The sequence below is a fragment of the Colwellia maritima genome, assembly GCF_022669015.1.
In the GTDB taxonomy this organism is placed as follows: domain Bacteria; phylum Pseudomonadota; class Gammaproteobacteria; order Enterobacterales; family Alteromonadaceae; genus Colwellia; species Colwellia maritima.
In genome coordinates this window covers 360004-378774 of record NZ_JAKKSL010000001.1, presented here as the reverse complement: position 1 = coordinate 378774, position 18771 = coordinate 360004, and the positions used below count along the sequence as shown (strand labels likewise).

The following is an 18771-nucleotide window of genomic DNA, read 5'->3' as shown; positions in this document are numbered from 1 at the left end:
ACACTTACTGGCGCTAAAAATGGTTAACTTATATTTACGTTTTATCGATAAAACGTAAATATATTACTGAATTAACATGGCTGTTTAGTGTATAAAGTTAAACATACATTCAATGAAATAACCTATGACGAGTAATAAATGACAACTAAAGATAACGATAAAAGAAAAATTGTTTCATCAAAACACTTGGCAGACAGCGAAGCATGGCCACTTTCTGAAGTAGAGCTTGGACTGACTGTTCTTTATAACGCATTTACGAAATGGATCGTTCGTTGTTCATCAGCTGTTTGGGGTAAGTGATCTCAGTCCTATAGATGTACTAACTCTCCACAATATTCATCATCGTGATAATGAGCAGCGTCGGGTGGACATCTGTTTTATGCTTAATATAGAAGACACTCATACTGTAAATTACGCGTTGAAAAAGTTAATCAAGAAAGAATTAATTATAGGTAAAAAGCGTGGTAAAGAGATGTACTACGCGACCACAGAAAAAGGTCATGAACTTTGTAAAGAATATCGTGCTATCAGAGAGGAATGTTTGATCTCTGGGTTATCGTCGATGAATCATGGACCGGAAGATCTTTCAAAAACTGCAGCGACGTTAAGATCTTTATCTGGCATGTATGATCAGGCAGCTCGTGCTGCTGCTTGTTTATAAAACTATTCAGATTAAATGTTTGACTAAAATTCAATAAAGATAAATAGTCAAGTTGTGCCAATTGAGCAGAACAACACCGCTATAATTACCACAGAGGAAATTACTTGCAACATATTTTAAACGAAATTGCCGACATAATGAATCTAAGTACAGACCGTGGCAAAGTTGCTGATTACATCCCTGAACTCGCCGAAGTAAACCTTAACCAATTTGGGATCTCAGTCGCTTTACCCACCGGACAAGTGTTTAGTGTTGGTTGTGCGCAACAGTTATTTTCAATTCAGAGTATATCTAAAGTTTTTAGCCTAACAGCCGGCATTAGGAAAAATCGGTGATGCCGTTTGGACAAAAGTTGGCCGAGAGCCTTCTGGTGATCCATTTAATTCTATAGTTCAACTCGAACATGAACATGGCAAACCTCGTAACCCGTTTATCAACAGCCGGGGCTATTGCTATTGTTGATGCAATTATGATGGGGCATGAGCCTAAAGAATTATTAGCGGAAATTTTACAATTCATTCGCTACATAGCTAATGACAATAGTATAGCCATTGATGAAAAGGTAGCATTGTCAGAGCTAGCTACAGGACATCGTAATGCATCATTAGCACATTTCATGGCATCATTTGGTCGTATCGAACATGCGATCGACTGTGTGCTTGGTGCTTATTATCATCAGTGCTCAATTTCAATGAGTTGTGAACAGTTGGCAAAATCAGGTTTGTTTTTGGTGTCTGATGGCGTAAATCAAACCACAGGAAATAGAGTCGTATCGTCGCATAGAGCTAGGCGTATAAATTCATTAATGTTAATGTGTGGCCATTATGACGGTTCAGGTGAGTTTGCTTACCGTGTTGGTTTACCTGGTAAAAGTGGTGTTGGTGGAGGCATATTGGCGATTGCACCAAGTAAAGCATCTATTGCAGTTTGGTCTCCAGGGCTTGATAAAATAGGCAATAGTAAACTCGGAACCTTAGCTTTAGAAATGTTAGTTCAACGCACAGGATGGTCAGTCTTTTAGCACTTTTGTAGAGTATAATATTCCAGTGCATTAGCGCCCTAAAGTGTTGGTCATCATAGCGCAATACTGCTATACAAAATCGCGTAAGATAATCGGCAATAACAGCAAAAGTTTATGGACCATGTAGATTTTTTCTCTATATTGTGGACCTGATCCTAATATTAAAATAGCTACAGGAAAGAGGCCTTTGCCCTCGGGTATTAGGCGACAATTAGCTTGGCCGGTTCACGACAATTAGCTTGTCTGGTTTTGGTACACTTCAGATATATCAAATTCAACAGAGAAAGATATGTCTGGAAAACCCATAACCAAACAACAGGTTAATTTATATATGTCTTATCGTAAGGACCATAAACAAACAACAGCTGCCGCCCAAGCGGGGATGTCAGAGCGCACAGCCAGTCGCATTGATACAGGGCAACATTCAACAACAAAGCAACCTAGAGCATATCGAACCCGAAAAGATCCCCTTGATGGTGCCTTTGAACTACATCTTATTCCACTACTTAAAGCAGATCCTAAGCTTCAACCTGTAACGTTATTAGATCAGCTAGATAACGTTATGCCGGGTAAGTTCGGCCGTAACCATTTACGCACGTTGCAACGTCGAGTCAAAAAATGGCTAGCCACTGAAGGGCCAGATCAAGAAGTCATCTTTCGTCAAAAGTATATGCCAGGATTTATGGGGATATCGGATTACACCTGGATGAATAAGCTCAATATTAGCATTGCCGGTGAAGCCTTTGAGCATAAACTTTTTCATTACAAGTTAGTGTTTAGTGGTTGGTCGTATGCTCAGGTTGTCTTTAGTGGAGAAAGCTTTGAGTCACTTTCCACAGGCTTACAAAATGCTTTTTGGCGCAGTGGTGGCGTACCACAGACACATCGAACGGATAGCTTAAGTGCCGCATTCAATAACCATTATGAACAAGAAACCTTAACCGAACGTTATCAAAAACTATGCAAACATTATGGCGTTATAGCGACTCGCAATAATAAAGGTGTGGCGCATGAAAATGGTGCGATTGAAGTGGCTCATAGCCATTTAAAACAAAAAGTAGATCAGCAATTGCGTTTACGCGGTAGTCGTGACTTCGCGACAATTACCGAGTATCAATCGTTTGTAGATCTAATTGTCGCCAAAATCAATCGTCAATGTAAAACACGCTTTGATGAGGAGCGCAAGCACTTAACCGCGCTACCAAAACGCCGTACTAACGATTTTAGTGAGCAATATGTTAAGGTCACATCCAGTAGCACTATCAGCATCAAACGAGTGACATATACCGTACCTTCCAGGCTTATTGGTCATCGTTTACTGGTTCATATTTATGATACCCGGCTCGCTTTATTTCTTGGTCATGAAGAGACTTTATCACTGCCCAGAATTTATGCCCAAGGGCACCGGCGAGCACGCGCGGTAGACTATAAACATGTGATCCACTCACTGGCGAAAAAGCCCAATGCCTTCAAATATTCACAGTTACGAGAAGACTTAATACCAGAAGGTGATTTCAGTTTATTGTGGCAGCAGTTAACCGCGCAGCACGTTAGTGACAAAGACTGCCGATATATGGTTGATCTATTATTACTCGCTCATAACTATCATTGCGAAGACGCCCTTGGCCGCTATGTACTGAAAAACCATGAGCAAGGCAAACGTATATCGATTGATATGTGTCGTAAATTGTTTGGCCCTAGTATGGTTACAGTACCTAATATTGTCAGCCATCAACATCACATAAGTGATTATGATAGCTTGCTTGGAGGTATGCATGGCTAACATTCAAAGCTTACCAATATTGTTGAAAGAGCTGCGCTTAAGTGCGATAGCCAAAGAATGGGAAGTTATCGCTCAAAAGGCCGTGTCAGAGCAATGGGAGCCTGAGTTGTTTCTTGCTGAGTTATGCGAACTTGAAGCGAATCATCGCCATGAGAGTCGCTTAAAGCGGCTTCTTAAAGAGAGTAAATTACCCGTAGGTAAGCAGCTTCATCAATATGATTTTGACGAAATCGAAGGGGTAACATCGCTACAAATCAAACAAAAAACGAATCAAATAGATTGGGTTAGACAAGGTCATAATGTATTACTGTTTGGGGCAAGTGGCTTAGGGAAAACTCACTTAGCGTGTGCGATAGGTTACTCATTACTGGAAAAGTCGGTGCGAGTTAAGTTCAGTACTAGCACGACGATAGTACAAGAATTACAACGTGCTAAAGAAACACTAGGTTTGAATGATGCCTTAAGAAAACTCGATAAATATGAGCTATTGATCTTGGATGATATTGGCTATGTGAAGAAGAATGATAGTGAAAGTCAGGTATTATTTGAATTGATTGCTCATCGATATGAACGAGGCAGTATGTTGATCACATCAAATCAAGCTTTCAGTGAGTGGGATAGTATATTCGGTGACAACATGATGACTGTTGCAGCTATAGACCGACTTGTACATCACAGTGATATCTACCAAATACAAGGAGAAAGCTACCGTAAAAAACAAGCAATGAAAATAAACTCAAATACCGCCAAGTTAATTGACGCCGACCGGACAAGTTAGTTGACGTCTAATACTCGGGAAAGGTTTGCGTTCCCGCTAGCTCTACGCCGATTGCTTGGTTATTTTTGAATGAAAGTGGTTCAGTTTTCTTCATTGTTGTCTACGTCTGATTTTTTTCTGGAAAAAACACATCATCAATACGCAAATTAAAGATGTCTGCAATATCAAATGCTAATTGTAAAGATATAGATCGCTTAGAAGGACTTTTAAGCTATTTGAAATTGGAATATAAGAGAGAGTATGGTGGATAATTAGTGCAATGTGTTTTTAATGGGGTGGTTACAGTACCAATTTATATTTAATATAAGTTAAAACTAAACAAACAGCATTTTAATGCTTAAACCAGACATAAAAAAGCGACCACTAAAAAAGTAAGTCGCTTTAATTCATACTGAGGCGATTCCAACTTTATTCAGAATCGCAAATGTAGGAGAGTAATAAAGTATCATACTGGAATATCCTACAGAGCCTATTATTGGGTTGGGTTTTACAAGGTTTTAAAAATAAAGTTTCATACTGACTCAGGATGATTTTATAAATCAACAGCTTTTCGAGTAATAAAGTATCATACTAACCAATACTTATATTATTATGAGTTCGGTTCTCAATCTTGTATTTGACGTTAATTACCAAAAATCACTATACCGAAACATCAAAATATTGATTTAGATCTGACTCTCTTACTTTAGAAACCCCTAATGCATTTAATTCACCCTTTTCAATATTTATCAATACATCACAGATCACCGCAAGATGACCACAAATATCAGCACCAACTTCTATTTTTGGTTTCGACAAAAACCTAGTCGATTGATGGGCTCCTACGTGGGAGATTTTAACTGCACTTTTAAAAACATTAATATCTAGCATGTTGGTAAATGTCGCGTAACTGATATCTATCACTTTTGCTATTTTTGTTCTTAATTTTGGATTCTTTTTCAGTAAAGCAATTATATGTATAACGTTTAAAGATAATTCATCTCCAAGCTCTTTTTTAGTTGCCTTGCTAAAGTTTGACATATTAAGCGAAGAAAACAATTGCTTGTGTTCTTTCAATAGTTTATCAGAAGATATTTCAAAAATAGCCCTAATTGAGCATGCTATTAGAGGTAAATAATCTTCCCTAGACCTTGTAGAATAAGCCTTATCTATAGCGAAGATAAGACTTGATACCGTTTCAAGTTGAACGGTATACCCTGAGCCAGACTGTATTGTAAATAGTGATTTCTCTTGGTCTTTTCCTGAAATAATTGAAAGCTGCTTTTCAAAAGAAAGACATAAATCTGTAGAAACAAGCCCCGTAGATTCATCTTCATACTTATAAACAACCCCTATTTCACAAGGGCTTTCTACAGACTCTAATATTCGGCTAATCAAAATTTGATTATCAACATAAATATCTACATCATCTTTTTTTACATCTTCACCATTACTGTCTTTTACCTGAAAAATATACTCTTCAAGTTCTATTTGCTCAGAAGGAATATAGTAATTAGTAGGTTTCTTTCTATCTAAGTGTATTAATGCGGCCTTACTTTTTGGCTTCTTAGTTACCGTATTTGGACTAGCTTTTCCTGTTGGTACTTTTGTCTTGTTATTCCTTAGTTCTTTCTTTAATTCTGCGGCGTTTGTTTGAACAAACTTATTCAGGAGGCTAAGGTTTGTAGTTAAGCTTCTGGTTAAATTGTTATCTACAAAGTTAGTTCTGTCTGAGTTAAATTCAAGATCTTCACTTTGACTTAAGATACTCACTCTACCAATCATTTGAGCGAGTGTTTCACCTGATTTTTTCTTTCTTAATACATCGGGATCAAATATGACAATGTTATTAAATAGATTATTATTAATATACACAAGTGGATAAAGAGCATCATCATGTACTCTTCGATTAAGATACGATACAGTTTTTGAATTCTTTCCATTCTGAAAATGGAAAAGAACTAATTCTAAGCTAATACCGTAATCTGCACTTTCTATAGAAAATGGTAAAGACTTTACAAGATGCCCTTTGTGGAAAAATTCAACTTTTTCAGTAAAAGTGTCATATGTCACGTAGAATAATTGACTATCTTCATTTTCTTGCTTGAAAGGTTTTAATATATTTGTAGAAACAATTTTTTGCTTATTTTCAATTTCTATATTTATATTAAACGATTTATCAATTATCGTTGCGGCTAGCTTTTCAGATACTCTTTCATCAGACAGATCTAATAACAATTCATCAATTTCTTCTTTGCTTGTGTGAATTGTTATTATTGTTCCATCTTCTATATGAGAATCTGTCGTTATTGGAATTTCAACTCCAAGAACATCTTCTTTTGATACTAAATCAGACTTCCTTACAGAGAACGAGCTGCGAACTCCATTTCTACACGTTACCCATTCAACTTTGTCACCAAATTTGAATGCAGAAAGAAAGCCGAGTCCTTTAGAGCCTTGAGTTAATCTTTTGATACCATCTTGCTCTATTTCATGCCCATAGTTTTTTGTACTCTTGGCTATATGAAATAATGACTTAATCTCATTTGTTGCCATACCGTTTCCACGGTCAGAAATTGTTATCATTTGCTTTGTGGGAGATATTTTAATAGTAACGTCAGGAGAAAATGCATCATATGAATTTTTTATAAGCTCATTTAAAGCAAATAATGATGATGGGATTTTTTGGGATAACTCCTCTATTAACTTCCCACCGAACTTTAGTGACGCAAACGACATATAAGAAACATCCATATTTTCAATAAAATTATAGTTTTCATCAATGTAACCGAGACTTGATAAATTCACAAGTTACTGAATCAATAATTAAAAAATATTAGCTTTCATTCTTCAAATTTTGATATTATTGCGTCAAAAATAAGAACTAACTAAAATGGTATTATTAAACACTTATGAAGATCGTGATGAAGCCGAAAAGGCTGAGATTTTGATATCTGGAGACAAGCGCTTAGCTAGCGAGCGAGACGGAACAGAATTAATTTATAACTTATTTGGTCAAGCTAGTCGGGTAACCTACATAAGCTAAAAATGTTTAACCTGCCGTTACTAAAAGAACTTATTGAACAACGGGAAGCTAATAAAAAATACGACAGGGTGAAACATAAAGAAATAATTACCATGCTAAGGTATGCTGCTAATTCATTTGAATTAGAGATACCTAAACATTGGTTGTAAAGGTATCGTAAATGATTTTATTATGAGAAGTCGATATCAAATGCAGTCCGAGCTTTATAATCAACATAATAGCTAGACATTAATTCTTCTATAAATGGACTGCGCAATTGTTTAACCCTTTTACCATTGATTGATATAGTTTTCTCTGTTGTTATCACAGGGAATTTATCACCCTCAAACATAGTAAATAACTTATACTCAATTGGCAGGCTTTCTTTTAATTTGTTCCCGCTAATTACACACTCTTTAAATGTGGCAAAACGCTTAATCCATCCAGGAAGAAATAACAGGTCATCATCTTCTTGACCTACAGTAAAGCTCAACTCACCTTTCGCATTAAAAACAGCTAGATCTAAAAGGTGAGAATTAACATTAATTGCACCGCTAAAATCAAACCTATAGTACTCTTTCTTTATTGAATCAGATGCCTTTTGCATCATATAATATTTATCTAGGTTTTGATCATCTCTAAAGTCAGCTGGGCTTCTCTTTTTTACTTCAAACGGTACTAATAATACTTCTTTTGCAATTCTTACTCCTGTACTACCACGAACATTCAAATCACAAAGTCGGTCAATCAATATATATTTTTTTACAACATCGCCTTCCGTGAAATCAAAAACATCTCCACATGATAAAGGGCTATGTATCATATTTATTGAAAAATCGAACATCTCATTATGCCTTAATGAAATAAAATGAGGAGAAGTCATCATTGATTTTTTGATATATTTATCTTCGTCTTTATTTGCTACAGCTCCCTGCACTGAACGGAATTTTTTTAATTTAGTAATAAGATCAGGATTATCTGTTAAATTTTTATGCATAACTTCTCTTTGCTTAATAGCAAAAAGCCTGTGCAATAAATCAAATTCTGATAAACCTTCACCTAAAGACTTATTAAAAATAGCTGTATCTACTTCATATATTGAATTTTGGCTAAGATCCCCTTTCAGCGCATCCAGAGAAGTCGATATTGTAGTTTTTACAGTATCAACCATTTCACAGCTTAACTTTCTTAAGAAAATTCTTTTAAGAATTCAGCTGATTTAAAATCCAATGATACTTTCCCATCGCCCTCATCAATAATATTTTTAGATAAAACAGAGAAATGGTGGTGGTCTATACTAGCATCTAACTTATCGATTATGCTCTTGCGTGCGGTTTCTTCTTCAATCCCAACATTTGTTTCACTTGTAAAGAGAACAAAATAACAATTTTCAGTATCGAGGTTCATTAATTCACAAACTATACTTTCGCCATGATCAGCAGGTAAACCTTCTTTCTCGAAATTTAAATCAACTAAAAATAATTTAGTACCATCCTTTTTAAGGATATCATCTTTACTTTTCTCCCAGTCAGCATTTGATAAACTCAACATTGAATCAGAAGCTTCTTTAAGTAGTTTTATTAAATTATCAAATTGCGAATGTGAAAGGTCTGGAACACCTTTATCTAAATGTTTATAAAAAGCCGAGATGGTAACATCATCTTTTGGAAGAGAGTCTTTAAGAACATCAAAAGGTAAACCCCAATCTATTTCTTCGAAGGCAGGCAAGGTTTTAATAACCTCTAAGTCATCTACTTCATACATAGCCGAGATATCGTTAAAATATTCATCCTCAAGTTTATCTGCATTTTTTAAAAATCTATCATCAACCCAAATAATTTCATTTATTCCAATTGCATCAAAGACGCTTTTTTTAAAGTCAATTTGTAAATCCATTATACAAGTGCCTCTGTCAGATCAATTTCAAATTTAAATCTTCTGTCATGACTATTTCTTTCTTGGAGTAATGAAATAGAGCAGTTTTTTTCTTTAAGCAACGTTTGAGTTATGTATAAACCTAAGCCTTGACCGTACTCCTTATCTGATGCGAACATGTCAAATAATACATCTTCTAATGGAGGCCTGATGCCTTTGGCGTTATCCCAAATAATAATTTTATTGTTTTCTACGTTAATATTTATATTACATTCATAATTGGGATTATGTACTTTAAAAACAGATAACCAATGCTCCGAGTTTCTAACTATGTTATCAATAACTTGAAATAACTTACCTCGGTTGAAATGAATTACTTTAGAATTACTACTATCGTTAACTTTGATCGATATTAATTTTTTTTCAAAGTAACTAACTCGTAAATCAAAGTAGTCATTTATAAAGTTGGAAATATTAATTTTTTCTACAACTTCTCGTTGAGCTTTAACTAGAGGATTAAGCGAAGAAATTGATTTCGACAGTGTTTGTGAATCCCCCCTAATACCATTTAATTCTTTTGTTAATACGGTATCTTTAATACCAAGTTCATTCACTCTCTTTTTGGCTGAATCAAGATGGAATCGAATATTTCCAACTTGTTCATTTGCATCATGAGCAAGAGCTTGAGCAGATAAACCTATTGCCACATGGTCATAAAAATTCTTTATTTGATTTTCGTAACTTTGAATTTCATCTAAAACTTTTTTAGTAGAATGAACATGTGATGCAAGTTCATCATTAAAATTTTTATAGTTAGCTAGGTTGGTATTCGTTTCTTCTTCCAACGAACTAAGCATTTCTTTAATTGACAATAACTCTTTTTCTAAAACAGGATCGTTATACAAATCTTGCTGATTTTTTGTAATTGAATCATCAATTTGTTTTTTCTTTTCAATAAACGTAGTCTTAATTTTATCTATTTTACTTGTTACTTTCGGTTGTAATGAAATACTTTTTTTTACTAGGTTATTGAGTTCGACTGTTGCAATTCGGGCAGAATAACCTTTAGGTTTCCCTGCTTCGTCTAAAATTTTATCGTCTAGATAAGCTAGTGAGAGTCTTCTAGTACCATTCAAAAATTTATTGATTTGCTCAAGCGCATATTGACAAATTTGGTAGAAACTTCGGTATTCGATATTATCTACAAAACTTTCTCGATCTGACTTTTCAATTAGACCATTGTTGTATGTTGATGATAAATTTATATAGCCTGTAACATTACTAGGTCTTAATGAATAAGCGGCCGCACCAGAAGTCATTTCATCTGAAAGCCCTAACCAATCTTTACTGCTAGAGCCTATACGAAAGCCATCTCTATATGGAGAAATCTCCCCGGAAATTCTTTTAATTGACTCTTTTATGTTCTTAAAGCTTAAGTCTTCGATATCAAGGGCTTCTTTAGTTAAAGTAAAGTTGTATATTTTACTTTCGAAGTCACCTGGATGAAAAAATTGGCTCAATTTTAAATCAACTTCACTCAACTCAATAATGTGCTCAAATTCCAAAAAGTATTTATCGTCAGATATCTTCAAATTGAAGTCTTTAAGTGTGGTATGTTCTTCTATGTACTTGAAGAATTTAATGCCTCCATCTGATTTTATATATTCATCAAAGAGTACTTTTCGTTCGTTCGTATTAGGTCTAAATGGAAGAAGCTCAATTTTACCTTGGATCGAGAGGATTTCGCCTCTTAAATCAAAATCAAAAATACTCGATGCTTGTTCTAATAATCTATCGGAAAAAGCTTCTAACTCAAGAGATAGTCCATTATGAATGTAATAAGTTTTAAATTTACTAATTTGCCCGTGAGGAGACACCATTGACGCTATTTTTGTAGGAAACTCGCTACTTCCGGCTCCTTGCCAAAATGCTAAGTTCTTTATACCAATAGCCTCTATTATTGTTCCTGTTTCTTTTTTAGCTTCGACCCTATGTTCAGATACATGAACAGATTCTAAAGTTTTCCCATGTATGAAATCATCCCATGAAAAAGAAACACAAATACCGTCTTCAGAGCGCTCAGATTGAGTTGATATTCTGCAAATTGTACCTAGCTGCATAGAACCAAGCCTACCTAGGCCCTTATCACCAGTTAAGGAGCGTTTGAATTTTTTGGTCACTGTATTATTTTTTTTAGCTTCTTTTTTTCAGAGTAACTAACAGTTAACCAAGATCTATTTATACGCTCTCTATCCATACCGTGACCATCATCTCGGATAGAGATTTTACCTTTGTATGTAATAGGTGTTCTAACTTCTTTACCGTCAATGACTTCAACATGATCAATGACTTCAACATGGTTAGTATCAACTTCTATGTAGCAAAAACTAGCGTCCGCATCATGTGAGTTTTTAATTAACTCTAAAAGAGCAATTTCTGGTCCACTTATAAGTTCAGCGCCAAGTTGCTGTATCACATGAGCATCAATTTTTAATTTTAACTTTTCCTTGTCCATTTTATCTCCGCATTATTAAGACAGACTCTTTGCCCATTGTTGACGCTATTTGGTTTCTTGAAGCCATACGCTTACTAGGTATAGTTCTTTCAATTTCATAAACGTAAGTACACCCTCTAGATTCTAATAGTTCTCGCATAATTTTATCTAAAGGAACTTCAATATCTGAAATTCTGCGATTACCCAAAGTCCAAATCATATAGGCATTGTCTCTTAATTCTTCTATTGCATTTTCTAATGACAAATCGAGATCATAAATAAAACTAATTAACTTTTTAATATTTTCTGGATTAACTTTGGTTATTTTCTCTATACATTCTTCTAATGAATGAGATCTATTAATTAACTTTAAACGCTTCTCTTTAGACTCTTTTAAAGAACCACCAAGGCTTGAACTATCAATTGCATTTTGATAACTGAGTATTGATGGGTCTATTTTTTCATTGATATCAGCTAAATCTATCCATTGAAGTGGAAGATATGAAAATTGGCCATATGTAACCGTTGTAGAATTATCGCCATACGGAGGTGAACTAATTAATAAGTCATATTTAAGCTCAGATTTTTTACGTAATTTAGCATCTACATTTTTAATTGTTACTTGGCTAACTCCTTTTGAACGTTTCAAGTAACCTTTTTCATCGAGCATTTTTTTATGCTCTTTAATATTGTTCAAACTTTTTAATAAGTTCTTTTTAAAAAGTTTTTTAGCTGAGCCAATTTTTTCAATTTGCTCTTCTGATTTTATATGAAGTTTATACGTAGAGTTTCTAGAGTTACATGTAGATCTAACAGTGTTACTTAATGCCAACCAAAAAACCTTACGAGCCCACTTTGATGGTTCTGCCTTAATAGCTAAATATATACTACTTAATTCTAATTGAATCTCTTTTATAAACCATTTATCAATTCCTTTAAAATTAACAGCTACTTCACTTGCTTTATGTTGTTCAATAACACTCAATAAATCATTTATTTTTTCATTCAGCTTTTTTACATATAGCGGCCCACTTTTAACTTCACAAGCGAGTATGGCTAATGGGTTTATATCGTGACCAACAAAATCAAGCCCACGCATCATTGACTCACCCATAGTGGTTCCAGAACCCACAAAAGGGTCAAATACAGTAGTTATTTCTTTATCAACACTTTGAATAGCGTCAATTAACTCCCCTTGCATTTCAGGAACCATCATAGCGGGATATTGAATTAATCCATGACAATGATTTCTTTTAGAGCGTCCTTTAAAAGACCAATAAGATGCATCCTGCAAAGAATAAGCGTCTATATTTTGAATCAATGCATTATCTGCATTTAAATCTGCATTTTGAATGATTGGTTGATTCATAGTTAACTCATTAATTTTATTAGATCAATTTATGTTTAAATAATATCATTTTGAGCGTAAACACACCAGGGTTGATTGTGATCACCCAGTACATAACTTATTCATTATTTCTTTACTACTCAATACACAAATTTTTGATAAAATCGTTTACCCCAGTTATTAATATCTTCTTGCGTTAAGCTTCCATTCTTATCTGACTGTTGATGAGAGATTCCGAAGTGATTACTCTTTCCAACAAAATTATCAAAATACTTTTTAGGCCATGAAATAGAAACTCTAAGCAACTGTTTTTCAACATTTTCAATAAAATTATCAATATGCTCGATTGTGGATGCATGGATAACTTTTGTAGATAAAGGCTTATTTGTATCGGATGTGTCAACTTCTAACAGGTAATACGCAACATTATTTATTTCGATATAAGACACTGACAAACACCTAGGATTACCATCTGTAGCCAGAATATGTTTTGTACAACGAGCAACCTTAGGTAACTTTCGTAACGAGTAAACTACTAATTTACATCCGTAATTATCTTTAAGTAAATCTAGCATTTTGAAATAGCTTTCAAATTTATTTAAATACAAATGACTATCGTCAGTTTGATCATCTATATTATCCCAATCTGCATTAGGTAACTCACCCGTCGTAGTCGCTTCATCGGTACTAACATCTTTAGAAGCCGCTTCAGGTGCATCATCATCTTGTTGACCATTTCTGCTAATACGATTTTTTTGAGTTACTTTTATCGTTTCTACAGCCTTATCAAATGACATGGCAATGCTAGGAGGTTTTATTATTACGACCTTGTTATCAGCACTTGCACTCGCTTCATCATCAATATTATGCTCAAGTGGCCGCTCTGTTCCTGCGGCATAGCCACCATTGCCTTTGCCACTAACATCTTTAGTAAAATTAGGATGTGAAAATAGTACTTTTTCAGGCAAGTTAATTGGTATGTCAGCAAGTCCCTCGATCTCATGCACGAACATTGAGTTTAAATCAGGATCAAACCATCCTTTAACTGAAAAACGGGTATTTTCCAATGAAGGTGGGGTGAACCTGAAATCCCATACTCTATATTTACCAAGCTCTTCACCTTCCAAAAGTTGATAACGGCCAATACTTTCATACGAACGACGGACGTTATCATTAATCAATATCCAAATAAGTAATCTCCTACAGCTTGGTTCATTATAATAATCAATTTTATAAGTACAGTTAGGCATTACATCAATTGTTGCTATGCCTATATCCTTATTTACTATCACATCAAATTCAGCCTGTAATACATCTGGAGTCATAGCCGTGCGAGATAAGTAGCCATCATGTAAAAATAATGCTCTAGCTAATTCAAATTGAGGTAAGTAAACAGTTGTACCATCACCTATTGGAAAAACAAAACAATACTGCTCACCGTCAACTTTACGATGATGTTTAATAACTTGGCAATCTTTTACCTTAGCAACCTGCCGCCCATGAGTATCTTTGATAGTAAAAGATTTATGGTAGCCTTTTTTGCTCACTTCTGTTTTGGAATTTAAAACCCGTTGACGCACGATAATGGGGGATTGAGACAAAGTAAGGTACGAACGCTCACTTTTTACAGGGGAAGTGGAAAGATTGATCCGCCAGAGAGAACCGTCAGTTCTCCTAAACAAAGAGCCTATACCATTGATGACTGAATCATCACTAAATCCATCTATTCTAAACTTATCCATTAAATCCGTATAATCCTAAGTAGAAAAGTATCAGCAAGAGAAATTAATCTTTGCTCACTTAATCCTGACATCCTTAATATTTGCCAACGCCGTAATGTATTATTCGATAAACGTTGAGTAACAGCAGCGCACGTTATTCTTCTTATTTGATACTCTGCTATATTTTCACAAAACTTCATAAAAAACAATTTACAAAGCGGTAAGTCATTCAAATGTTTTCCAACAGTTGATCCACAATAAAGTTTTGATAAATACCAATTCATTGAATGCCGAGGATCATCTAACTGAAGTTCAGTATCATTTTTAATTCGGCATAATAGCTTTACTAAATGTCGATCACGTTTATGCCAATCAATACGCTGATTTTCAGTAATATTAGGTACTTTATATTGATTGTTAACTTGTAGTAACCAGTCTCTATCATGGCGGTAAAGCCAAGCATATACGTAGCCGAATTTGTACTTACGAGCATAATTAATACCATTTTTAACTACCGCGACTAACCATAAACCTCGGTACTTCGTCTTGTCTTTTTCTGTTGCATCAAGTAATGGTGTTGCTAATGATTTATTACCTTTAGTTTGCAAGTGTACCTGCTTCAATATATCAGCAACCTGCCAACCACTTCCTAATATGCTATGCCAGACGACTAGGTGTTCTAAGTAACTGAATGCTTTTCTGTGTTTACGAAAAATAGTTTTAAGCCAACATACTTCACTGCCTTCAGGATATAAATCATATTTTTTAAGCCATTGTGTTCCAAAAGCTGAAATCACTATTTCTTTTAATAAATCATAATTAATATGTTTACCATTATTCAATCCACGTTCAAATAATAAAGATCGATAAAAACAGCTCCATTGCTCAAAAGTAGGAGAATGGAAAGGTTTAAGCTGCGATCATGATATGAAGAAAAAACCTATTAGCTTTACTTTTATAACAGATTGTTTATATCTTTAAATAAATGAAATTCTTGCAAAGTAATTATTGTAAGAAATGGCTTCCATAAATTTTATAGAGAGTAAGTTTATATCGATATCTTCGCTTAACGACTTTACTCTGAATGTTAAAAATTCTTCCTTTTCTTTTGATGTAATAGTAATAATGGGAATACCTTTCACTATATTACCGTCTTTTAACGTGAGCATAACTTCAATTTTATATAGGCAAGCTACCTCTATATAATCATGAATATTACAGTCAAGCATTGCTCTTTTCATCGCTTACATCATTTATGCGTTCGAGTTGTAAAATATAATGCCCCTCCCGTTCTATCGTAGTTCGAACATCATGATTAGCAACTTCACTATGGCAAAATTGGCATGAATTTAACACTAACTGATGTTCGGAAATCCCTTGTTTAGCAATATATGCCTCAGCATATTGTTGTGCATTGGCTTTATTTTCATCATTTACCAGTACATCAAAATGTAAATACAAACCTGAATTGGTTTTTACATGGGTATCATAAATATGAATGTTCATTTTTAATCCTTTTATTTCAGATCACCTAATTAATGGAACTGGTGTAATAGCCCCAAACATATCAGTTGGTAAGGAAATGTGTTCGTTGGATGTCACTTGACCTTTATAACGTATTAGTCACTGTATGCTTGAGTCTAAGTGAGTGCACAGAAGTGTCAGAATATGTGGACTTATTATTTGAATGCAAGGTTTTGAGGGGTTATTAGGTTAGCGTTCGATTGCGCCAAATAAATCGATCCTCCAATAATTGTCATTGGAGGTAAACCCCTTTATTTTAGGAATACTGCCCGCCATTATTTAATAACGCCAAAGTATAAAATAACGATATAGTATAAGATATCATTCTTTGGTCACTAGCAGGGTGTAATTCTCAATTCTATCATTAAGAACTTTTCAGTTTTAATTGACTACTTAATTGTTTTTATTAATTTTTACATGGTTATTGTGGTGTGATGATATAGCCGGAATGTGTTCACGGCAAATCAAATTACCAAGCTGTTTCTAAGGCTTCACCCGTTAATTCGCAATGAAAGTGTGTCTTTGATATTGGTCGATGAAAAGTGCAAGTATTACACAAGCCAAAGCTACTGTTGTTATTACCACCTTGTAAAGATAGTAAAATATTCTCTAATTCTGTTTGTAATATATTTCTCTGTTCAGCGGAATAGTTTTCTAAAGCTAGTTTTAAGCTTGATGGTGGAGTGCTTTTTTTCGTGACCCCCTCACCTTTTTTGGTTAACAAAAGGTGTATTATTCTACGATCATTTTGGTCTTGAACTTTTTCTAGCAATTTCTTGGATTGTAATAGTGTAATTGACTGCGACATGGTTCCTTTGGTGATTCCAATATACTCAGTGACACCTGCAGGCGTATTACTATATTTGTTACAACGAGATAAATAAAATAATATGTCTAGATGAACGGGTTGTAAGCCATATTTTAACCCTGCAAGTCGAGTTTCATTACGAAATAATGTACAAACTCGTTCTAATACATTATATATCCCGTTTATTTTTTTCAAGAGAATTTACAGCCTTAAACTTTAATTGGTTTTTATTCGAAACTATTTTAACTATAACAAAACTGTAACAATGAGTAAATATTTGAATGGCATATTCGGTGTTCGTGCTTTGAGTGAAACCAAATAAAGGTTAATACTCTCAACAAGATGGGGAGTAAATGCAACAAAATGGAAATATGATGGAAAGTGTTAAAACCTCGAAGATTTTGACTCATCGCTAGTAAGAATCTTCGAGGTTCCATAGTCCACTTAGGTGGGCAAATTTGTTTTTCATTAACTGTGTATAATTGTCGATTGAGTTTGGCTAATTTTCAGCTCCGAGCATACAATATTACTGGTGTCATACCGTTTACTGTTGACATTCTCCTATCGCCACATTCAAAATAATCTGCCAATATTTTATACAGCGAAGTTTAAGTCATCAATTAATGTCTTTTCAGAGCTTAAGCCACTAATTTTATGTTGCGTTCGTCAATGCCAAGGCTACTCAATAGCTTAGCAATACCTTTTACGTCTACACAGATCCCTTGGCTTTGTTCGTTCCGAGAATCTGTTATTATTTGTTGATAGTTGGGGAAATTAATGGTCGACAAAACACTTTCCCAGACATCTAACTCATTGTCACCAAAGGCCTGCACCGCTTGCGGTAGAGTATTGATATAAAGCGATTGATGCTCCGGAGATAACTGTTGAAAAATTTCAGCCATGACATACGAAAAAACACTAGCATGACTCCATTCATCAGCCACGTGAGCTTCAACTGTTTTATAACACAAAGGTTGCAATCTGTCCTCTTTAGATAATGCCCCTAAATAGTCAGTGATTAAGGTTTCTGAGGCACAAGCGACTGCTAGTCTTACCAACTTACGCTCCTCATCATTTTGGCATTTTAATAACATTTTATCTAGTTGATGGATAAGTTGGAATTTTGGCATTTTAATGCGTTTTAGGGCCCGTTCACGGTAAACAATATTAATACTCTTGACCGCCATCAAAGTATGAAAGCCTTCGTCAACTAACGCTTGGCTAATCGAATTTTGAATCGCATCATTTCTCGATCCTGGATATTCCGCATCTATGATTAAATCGCAAACTGGCGCGATTAATTTAGACTCTATCTGAATGGTTTTTTCGTTATAAATAATCCAACCATACGATAATACTTTACGCTTTATTTCTTCATCCGCACTCAGCCATGCAGCATGTTGGTGAAAAGGTAATAAGTTTTCTTTAAAGTCGTCTTTTTCTGGTTCAAAAGTAAGGTCTACACTAGGATCACCGTCAAGTACTTTAGCTCTGTCATTCCATAAATTTGTTAAACCATTCAATACCTTCATGACCTGATTATTATCTGCTTGATGTATCATAACTATTATATCCTCTTAAATTAATTTTTGTTTATATAACTACTTTGTTCACACCGACTTTTAACGGGTTAAGTCTCGTTAATGAAGCGCTCATTTCATTTAAAAAAATAGAAAAATACGAACGTAATAATTCGACGCGGACAGTAAACACTAAATAAGCTTTCGAATCAATACAATATAAATATAAATATA

At 34.6% G+C, this 18771-nt stretch carries 17 protein-coding genes and 1 pseudogene; 6 read left to right on the top strand and 12 right to left on the bottom strand.

Annotated elements, in window-relative coordinates:
• Nucleotides 1-138 precede the first annotated feature (138 nt).
• The 5 genes and pseudogenes from L3081_RS01875 to istB all read left to right on the top strand — a co-directional run bounded on the left by L3081_RS01875 (nt 139) and on the right by istB (nt 4243).
• On the top strand, nt 139-300 hold the full coding sequence (locus L3081_RS01875; protein WP_242283030.1) for a hypothetical protein: 162 nt from the start codon (nt 139-141) through the stop codon (nt 298-300).
• Nucleotides 236-661 carry a winged helix DNA-binding protein gene (locus tag L3081_RS01870; protein WP_338027234.1) on the top strand — a complete coding sequence of 142 codons (426 nt, stop codon included), beginning with the start codon at nt 236-238 and terminating at the stop codon, nt 659-661. Before L3081_RS01875 ends, L3081_RS01870 begins: the two co-directional genes overlap by 65 nt.
• A gap of 137 nt (nt 662-798) precedes the next feature.
• Nucleotides 799-1682 (top strand): annotated as a pseudogene (locus tag L3081_RS01865) (glutaminase).
• A 289-nt stretch (nt 1683-1971) separates the two neighbouring features.
• Entirely contained in the window at nt 1972-3465 is a 1494-nt protein-coding gene (gene istA / locus L3081_RS01860) for an IS21 family transposase (protein ID WP_242283028.1), read from the top strand.
• Nucleotides 3458-4243, top strand: coding sequence for an IS21-like element helper ATPase IstB (gene istB / locus L3081_RS01855; protein ID WP_242283027.1), 786 nt, complete (start codon nt 3458-3460; stop codon nt 4241-4243). Before istA ends, istB begins: the two co-directional genes overlap by 8 nt.
• A gap of 639 nt (nt 4244-4882) precedes the next feature.
• Here the strand turns inward: istB and L3081_RS01850 are convergent.
• A complete protein-coding gene (locus L3081_RS01850; protein ID WP_242283026.1) occupies nt 4883-7030 on the bottom strand; it encodes an ATP-binding protein in 2148 nt (715 codons plus the stop codon).
• Between the two features lie 85 nt (nt 7031-7115).
• Here L3081_RS01850 and L3081_RS01845 point away from each other — a divergent pair, with 85 nt between their 5' ends.
• The gene (locus tag L3081_RS01845) at nt 7116-7268 is read left to right on the top strand and encodes a hypothetical protein (protein WP_242283024.1); all 153 of its coding nucleotides are present in this window, start codon (nt 7116-7118) and stop codon (nt 7266-7268) included.
• Between the two features lie 169 nt (nt 7269-7437).
• On the opposite strand, the gene L3081_RS01840 is transcribed toward L3081_RS01845, so the two are convergent.
• The 11 genes from L3081_RS01840 to L3081_RS01790 all read right to left on the bottom strand — a co-directional run bounded on the left by L3081_RS01840 (nt 7438) and on the right by L3081_RS01790 (nt 18579).
• Nucleotides 7438-8418, bottom strand: coding sequence for a hypothetical protein (locus L3081_RS01840; protein ID WP_242283023.1), 981 nt, complete (start codon nt 8416-8418; stop codon nt 7438-7440).
• A 17-nt stretch (nt 8419-8435) separates the two neighbouring features.
• Entirely contained in the window at nt 8436-9143 is a 708-nt protein-coding gene (locus L3081_RS01835) for a hypothetical protein (RefSeq protein ID WP_242283021.1), read from the bottom strand.
• The gene (locus tag L3081_RS27825) at nt 9143-11302 is read right to left on the bottom strand and encodes an ATP-binding protein (RefSeq protein WP_242283020.1); all 2160 of its coding nucleotides are present in this window, start codon (nt 11300-11302) and stop codon (nt 9143-9145) included. Before L3081_RS27825 ends, L3081_RS01835 begins: the two co-directional genes overlap by 1 nt.
• Nucleotides 11299-11637 carry an ATP-binding protein gene (locus tag L3081_RS01825; RefSeq protein WP_242283018.1) on the bottom strand — a complete coding sequence of 113 codons (339 nt, stop codon included), beginning with the start codon at nt 11635-11637 and terminating at the stop codon, nt 11299-11301. The genes L3081_RS27825 and L3081_RS01825 overlap by 4 nt, the downstream gene beginning before the upstream one ends.
• A gap of 1 nt (nt 11638) precedes the next feature.
• Nucleotides 11639-12985, bottom strand: a complete 1347-nt coding sequence (locus L3081_RS01820) for a site-specific DNA-methyltransferase (RefSeq protein ID WP_242283016.1) — start codon at nt 12983-12985, stop codon at nt 11639-11641.
• A gap of 119 nt (nt 12986-13104) precedes the next feature.
• Nucleotides 13105-14706 carry a Tn7-like element transposition protein TnsE gene (locus L3081_RS01815; RefSeq protein WP_242283014.1) on the bottom strand — a complete coding sequence of 534 codons (1602 nt, stop codon included), beginning with the start codon at nt 14704-14706 and terminating at the stop codon, nt 13105-13107.
• Entirely contained in the window at nt 14706-15527 is an 822-nt protein-coding gene (locus tag L3081_RS01810; RefSeq protein WP_242283012.1) for a TnsD family Tn7-like transposition protein, read from the bottom strand. Before L3081_RS01810 ends, L3081_RS01815 begins: the two co-directional genes overlap by 1 nt.
• Nucleotides 15528-15662: 135 nt before the next feature.
• On the bottom strand, nt 15663-15926 hold the full coding sequence (locus L3081_RS01805; protein WP_242283011.1) for a Rho-binding antiterminator: 264 nt from the start codon (nt 15924-15926) through the stop codon (nt 15663-15665).
• Nucleotides 15907-16191, bottom strand: a complete 285-nt coding sequence (locus tag L3081_RS01800) for a DUF2024 family protein (RefSeq protein WP_242283009.1) — start codon at nt 16189-16191, stop codon at nt 15907-15909. The genes L3081_RS01805 and L3081_RS01800 overlap by 20 nt, the downstream gene beginning before the upstream one ends.
• Nucleotides 16192-16678: 487 nt before the next feature.
• Nucleotides 16679-17212 carry a MarR family winged helix-turn-helix transcriptional regulator gene (locus L3081_RS01795; protein ID WP_242283007.1) on the bottom strand — a complete coding sequence of 178 codons (534 nt, stop codon included), beginning with the start codon at nt 17210-17212 and terminating at the stop codon, nt 16679-16681.
• 443 nt (nt 17213-17655) lie between these two features.
• The gene (locus L3081_RS01790) at nt 17656-18579 is read right to left on the bottom strand and encodes a diiron oxygenase (RefSeq protein WP_242283005.1); all 924 of its coding nucleotides are present in this window, start codon (nt 18577-18579) and stop codon (nt 17656-17658) included.
• Between the last annotated feature and the right edge of the window lie 192 nt (nt 18580-18771).

What these genes read in the sequence shown, in the direction of transcription:
- L3081_RS01875 (WP_242283030.1), top strand. Translation starts at nt 139, where the DNA reads ATGACAACTAAAGATAACGATAAAAGAAAAATTGTTTCATCAAAACAC.
- istA (WP_242283028.1), top strand. Translation starts at nt 1,972, where the DNA reads ATGTCTGGAAAACCCATAACCAAACAACAGGTTAATTTATATATGTCT.
- istB (WP_242283027.1), top strand. Translation starts at nt 3,458, where the DNA reads ATGGCTAACATTCAAAGCTTACCAATATTGTTGAAAGAGCTGCGCTTA.
- L3081_RS01845 (WP_242283024.1), top strand. Translation starts at nt 7,116, where the DNA reads ATGGTATTATTAAACACTTATGAAGATCGTGATGAAGCCGAAAAGGCT.
- L3081_RS01840 (WP_242283023.1), bottom strand. Translation starts at nt 8,418, where the DNA reads ATGGTTGATACTGTAAAAACTACAATATCGACTTCTCTGGATGCGCTG.
- L3081_RS01835 (WP_242283021.1), bottom strand. Translation starts at nt 9,143, where the DNA reads ATGGATTTACAAATTGACTTTAAAAAAAGCGTCTTTGATGCAATTGGA.
- L3081_RS01825 (WP_242283018.1), bottom strand. Translation starts at nt 11,637, where the DNA reads ATGGACAAGGAAAAGTTAAAATTAAAAATTGATGCTCATGTGATACAG.
- L3081_RS01820 (WP_242283016.1), bottom strand. Translation starts at nt 12,985, where the DNA reads ATGAATCAACCAATCATTCAAAATGCAGATTTAAATGCAGATAATGCA.
- L3081_RS01815 (WP_242283014.1), bottom strand. Translation starts at nt 14,706, where the DNA reads ATGGATAAGTTTAGAATAGATGGATTTAGTGATGATTCAGTCATCAAT.
- L3081_RS01805 (WP_242283011.1), bottom strand. Translation starts at nt 15,926, where the DNA reads ATGAAAAGAGCAATGCTTGACTGTAATATTCATGATTATATAGAGGTA.
- L3081_RS01800 (WP_242283009.1), bottom strand. Translation starts at nt 16,191, where the DNA reads ATGAACATTCATATTTATGATACCCATGTAAAAACCAATTCAGGTTTG.
- L3081_RS01790 (WP_242283005.1), bottom strand. Translation starts at nt 18,579, where the DNA reads ATGATACATCAAGCAGATAATAATCAGGTCATGAAGGTATTGAATGGT.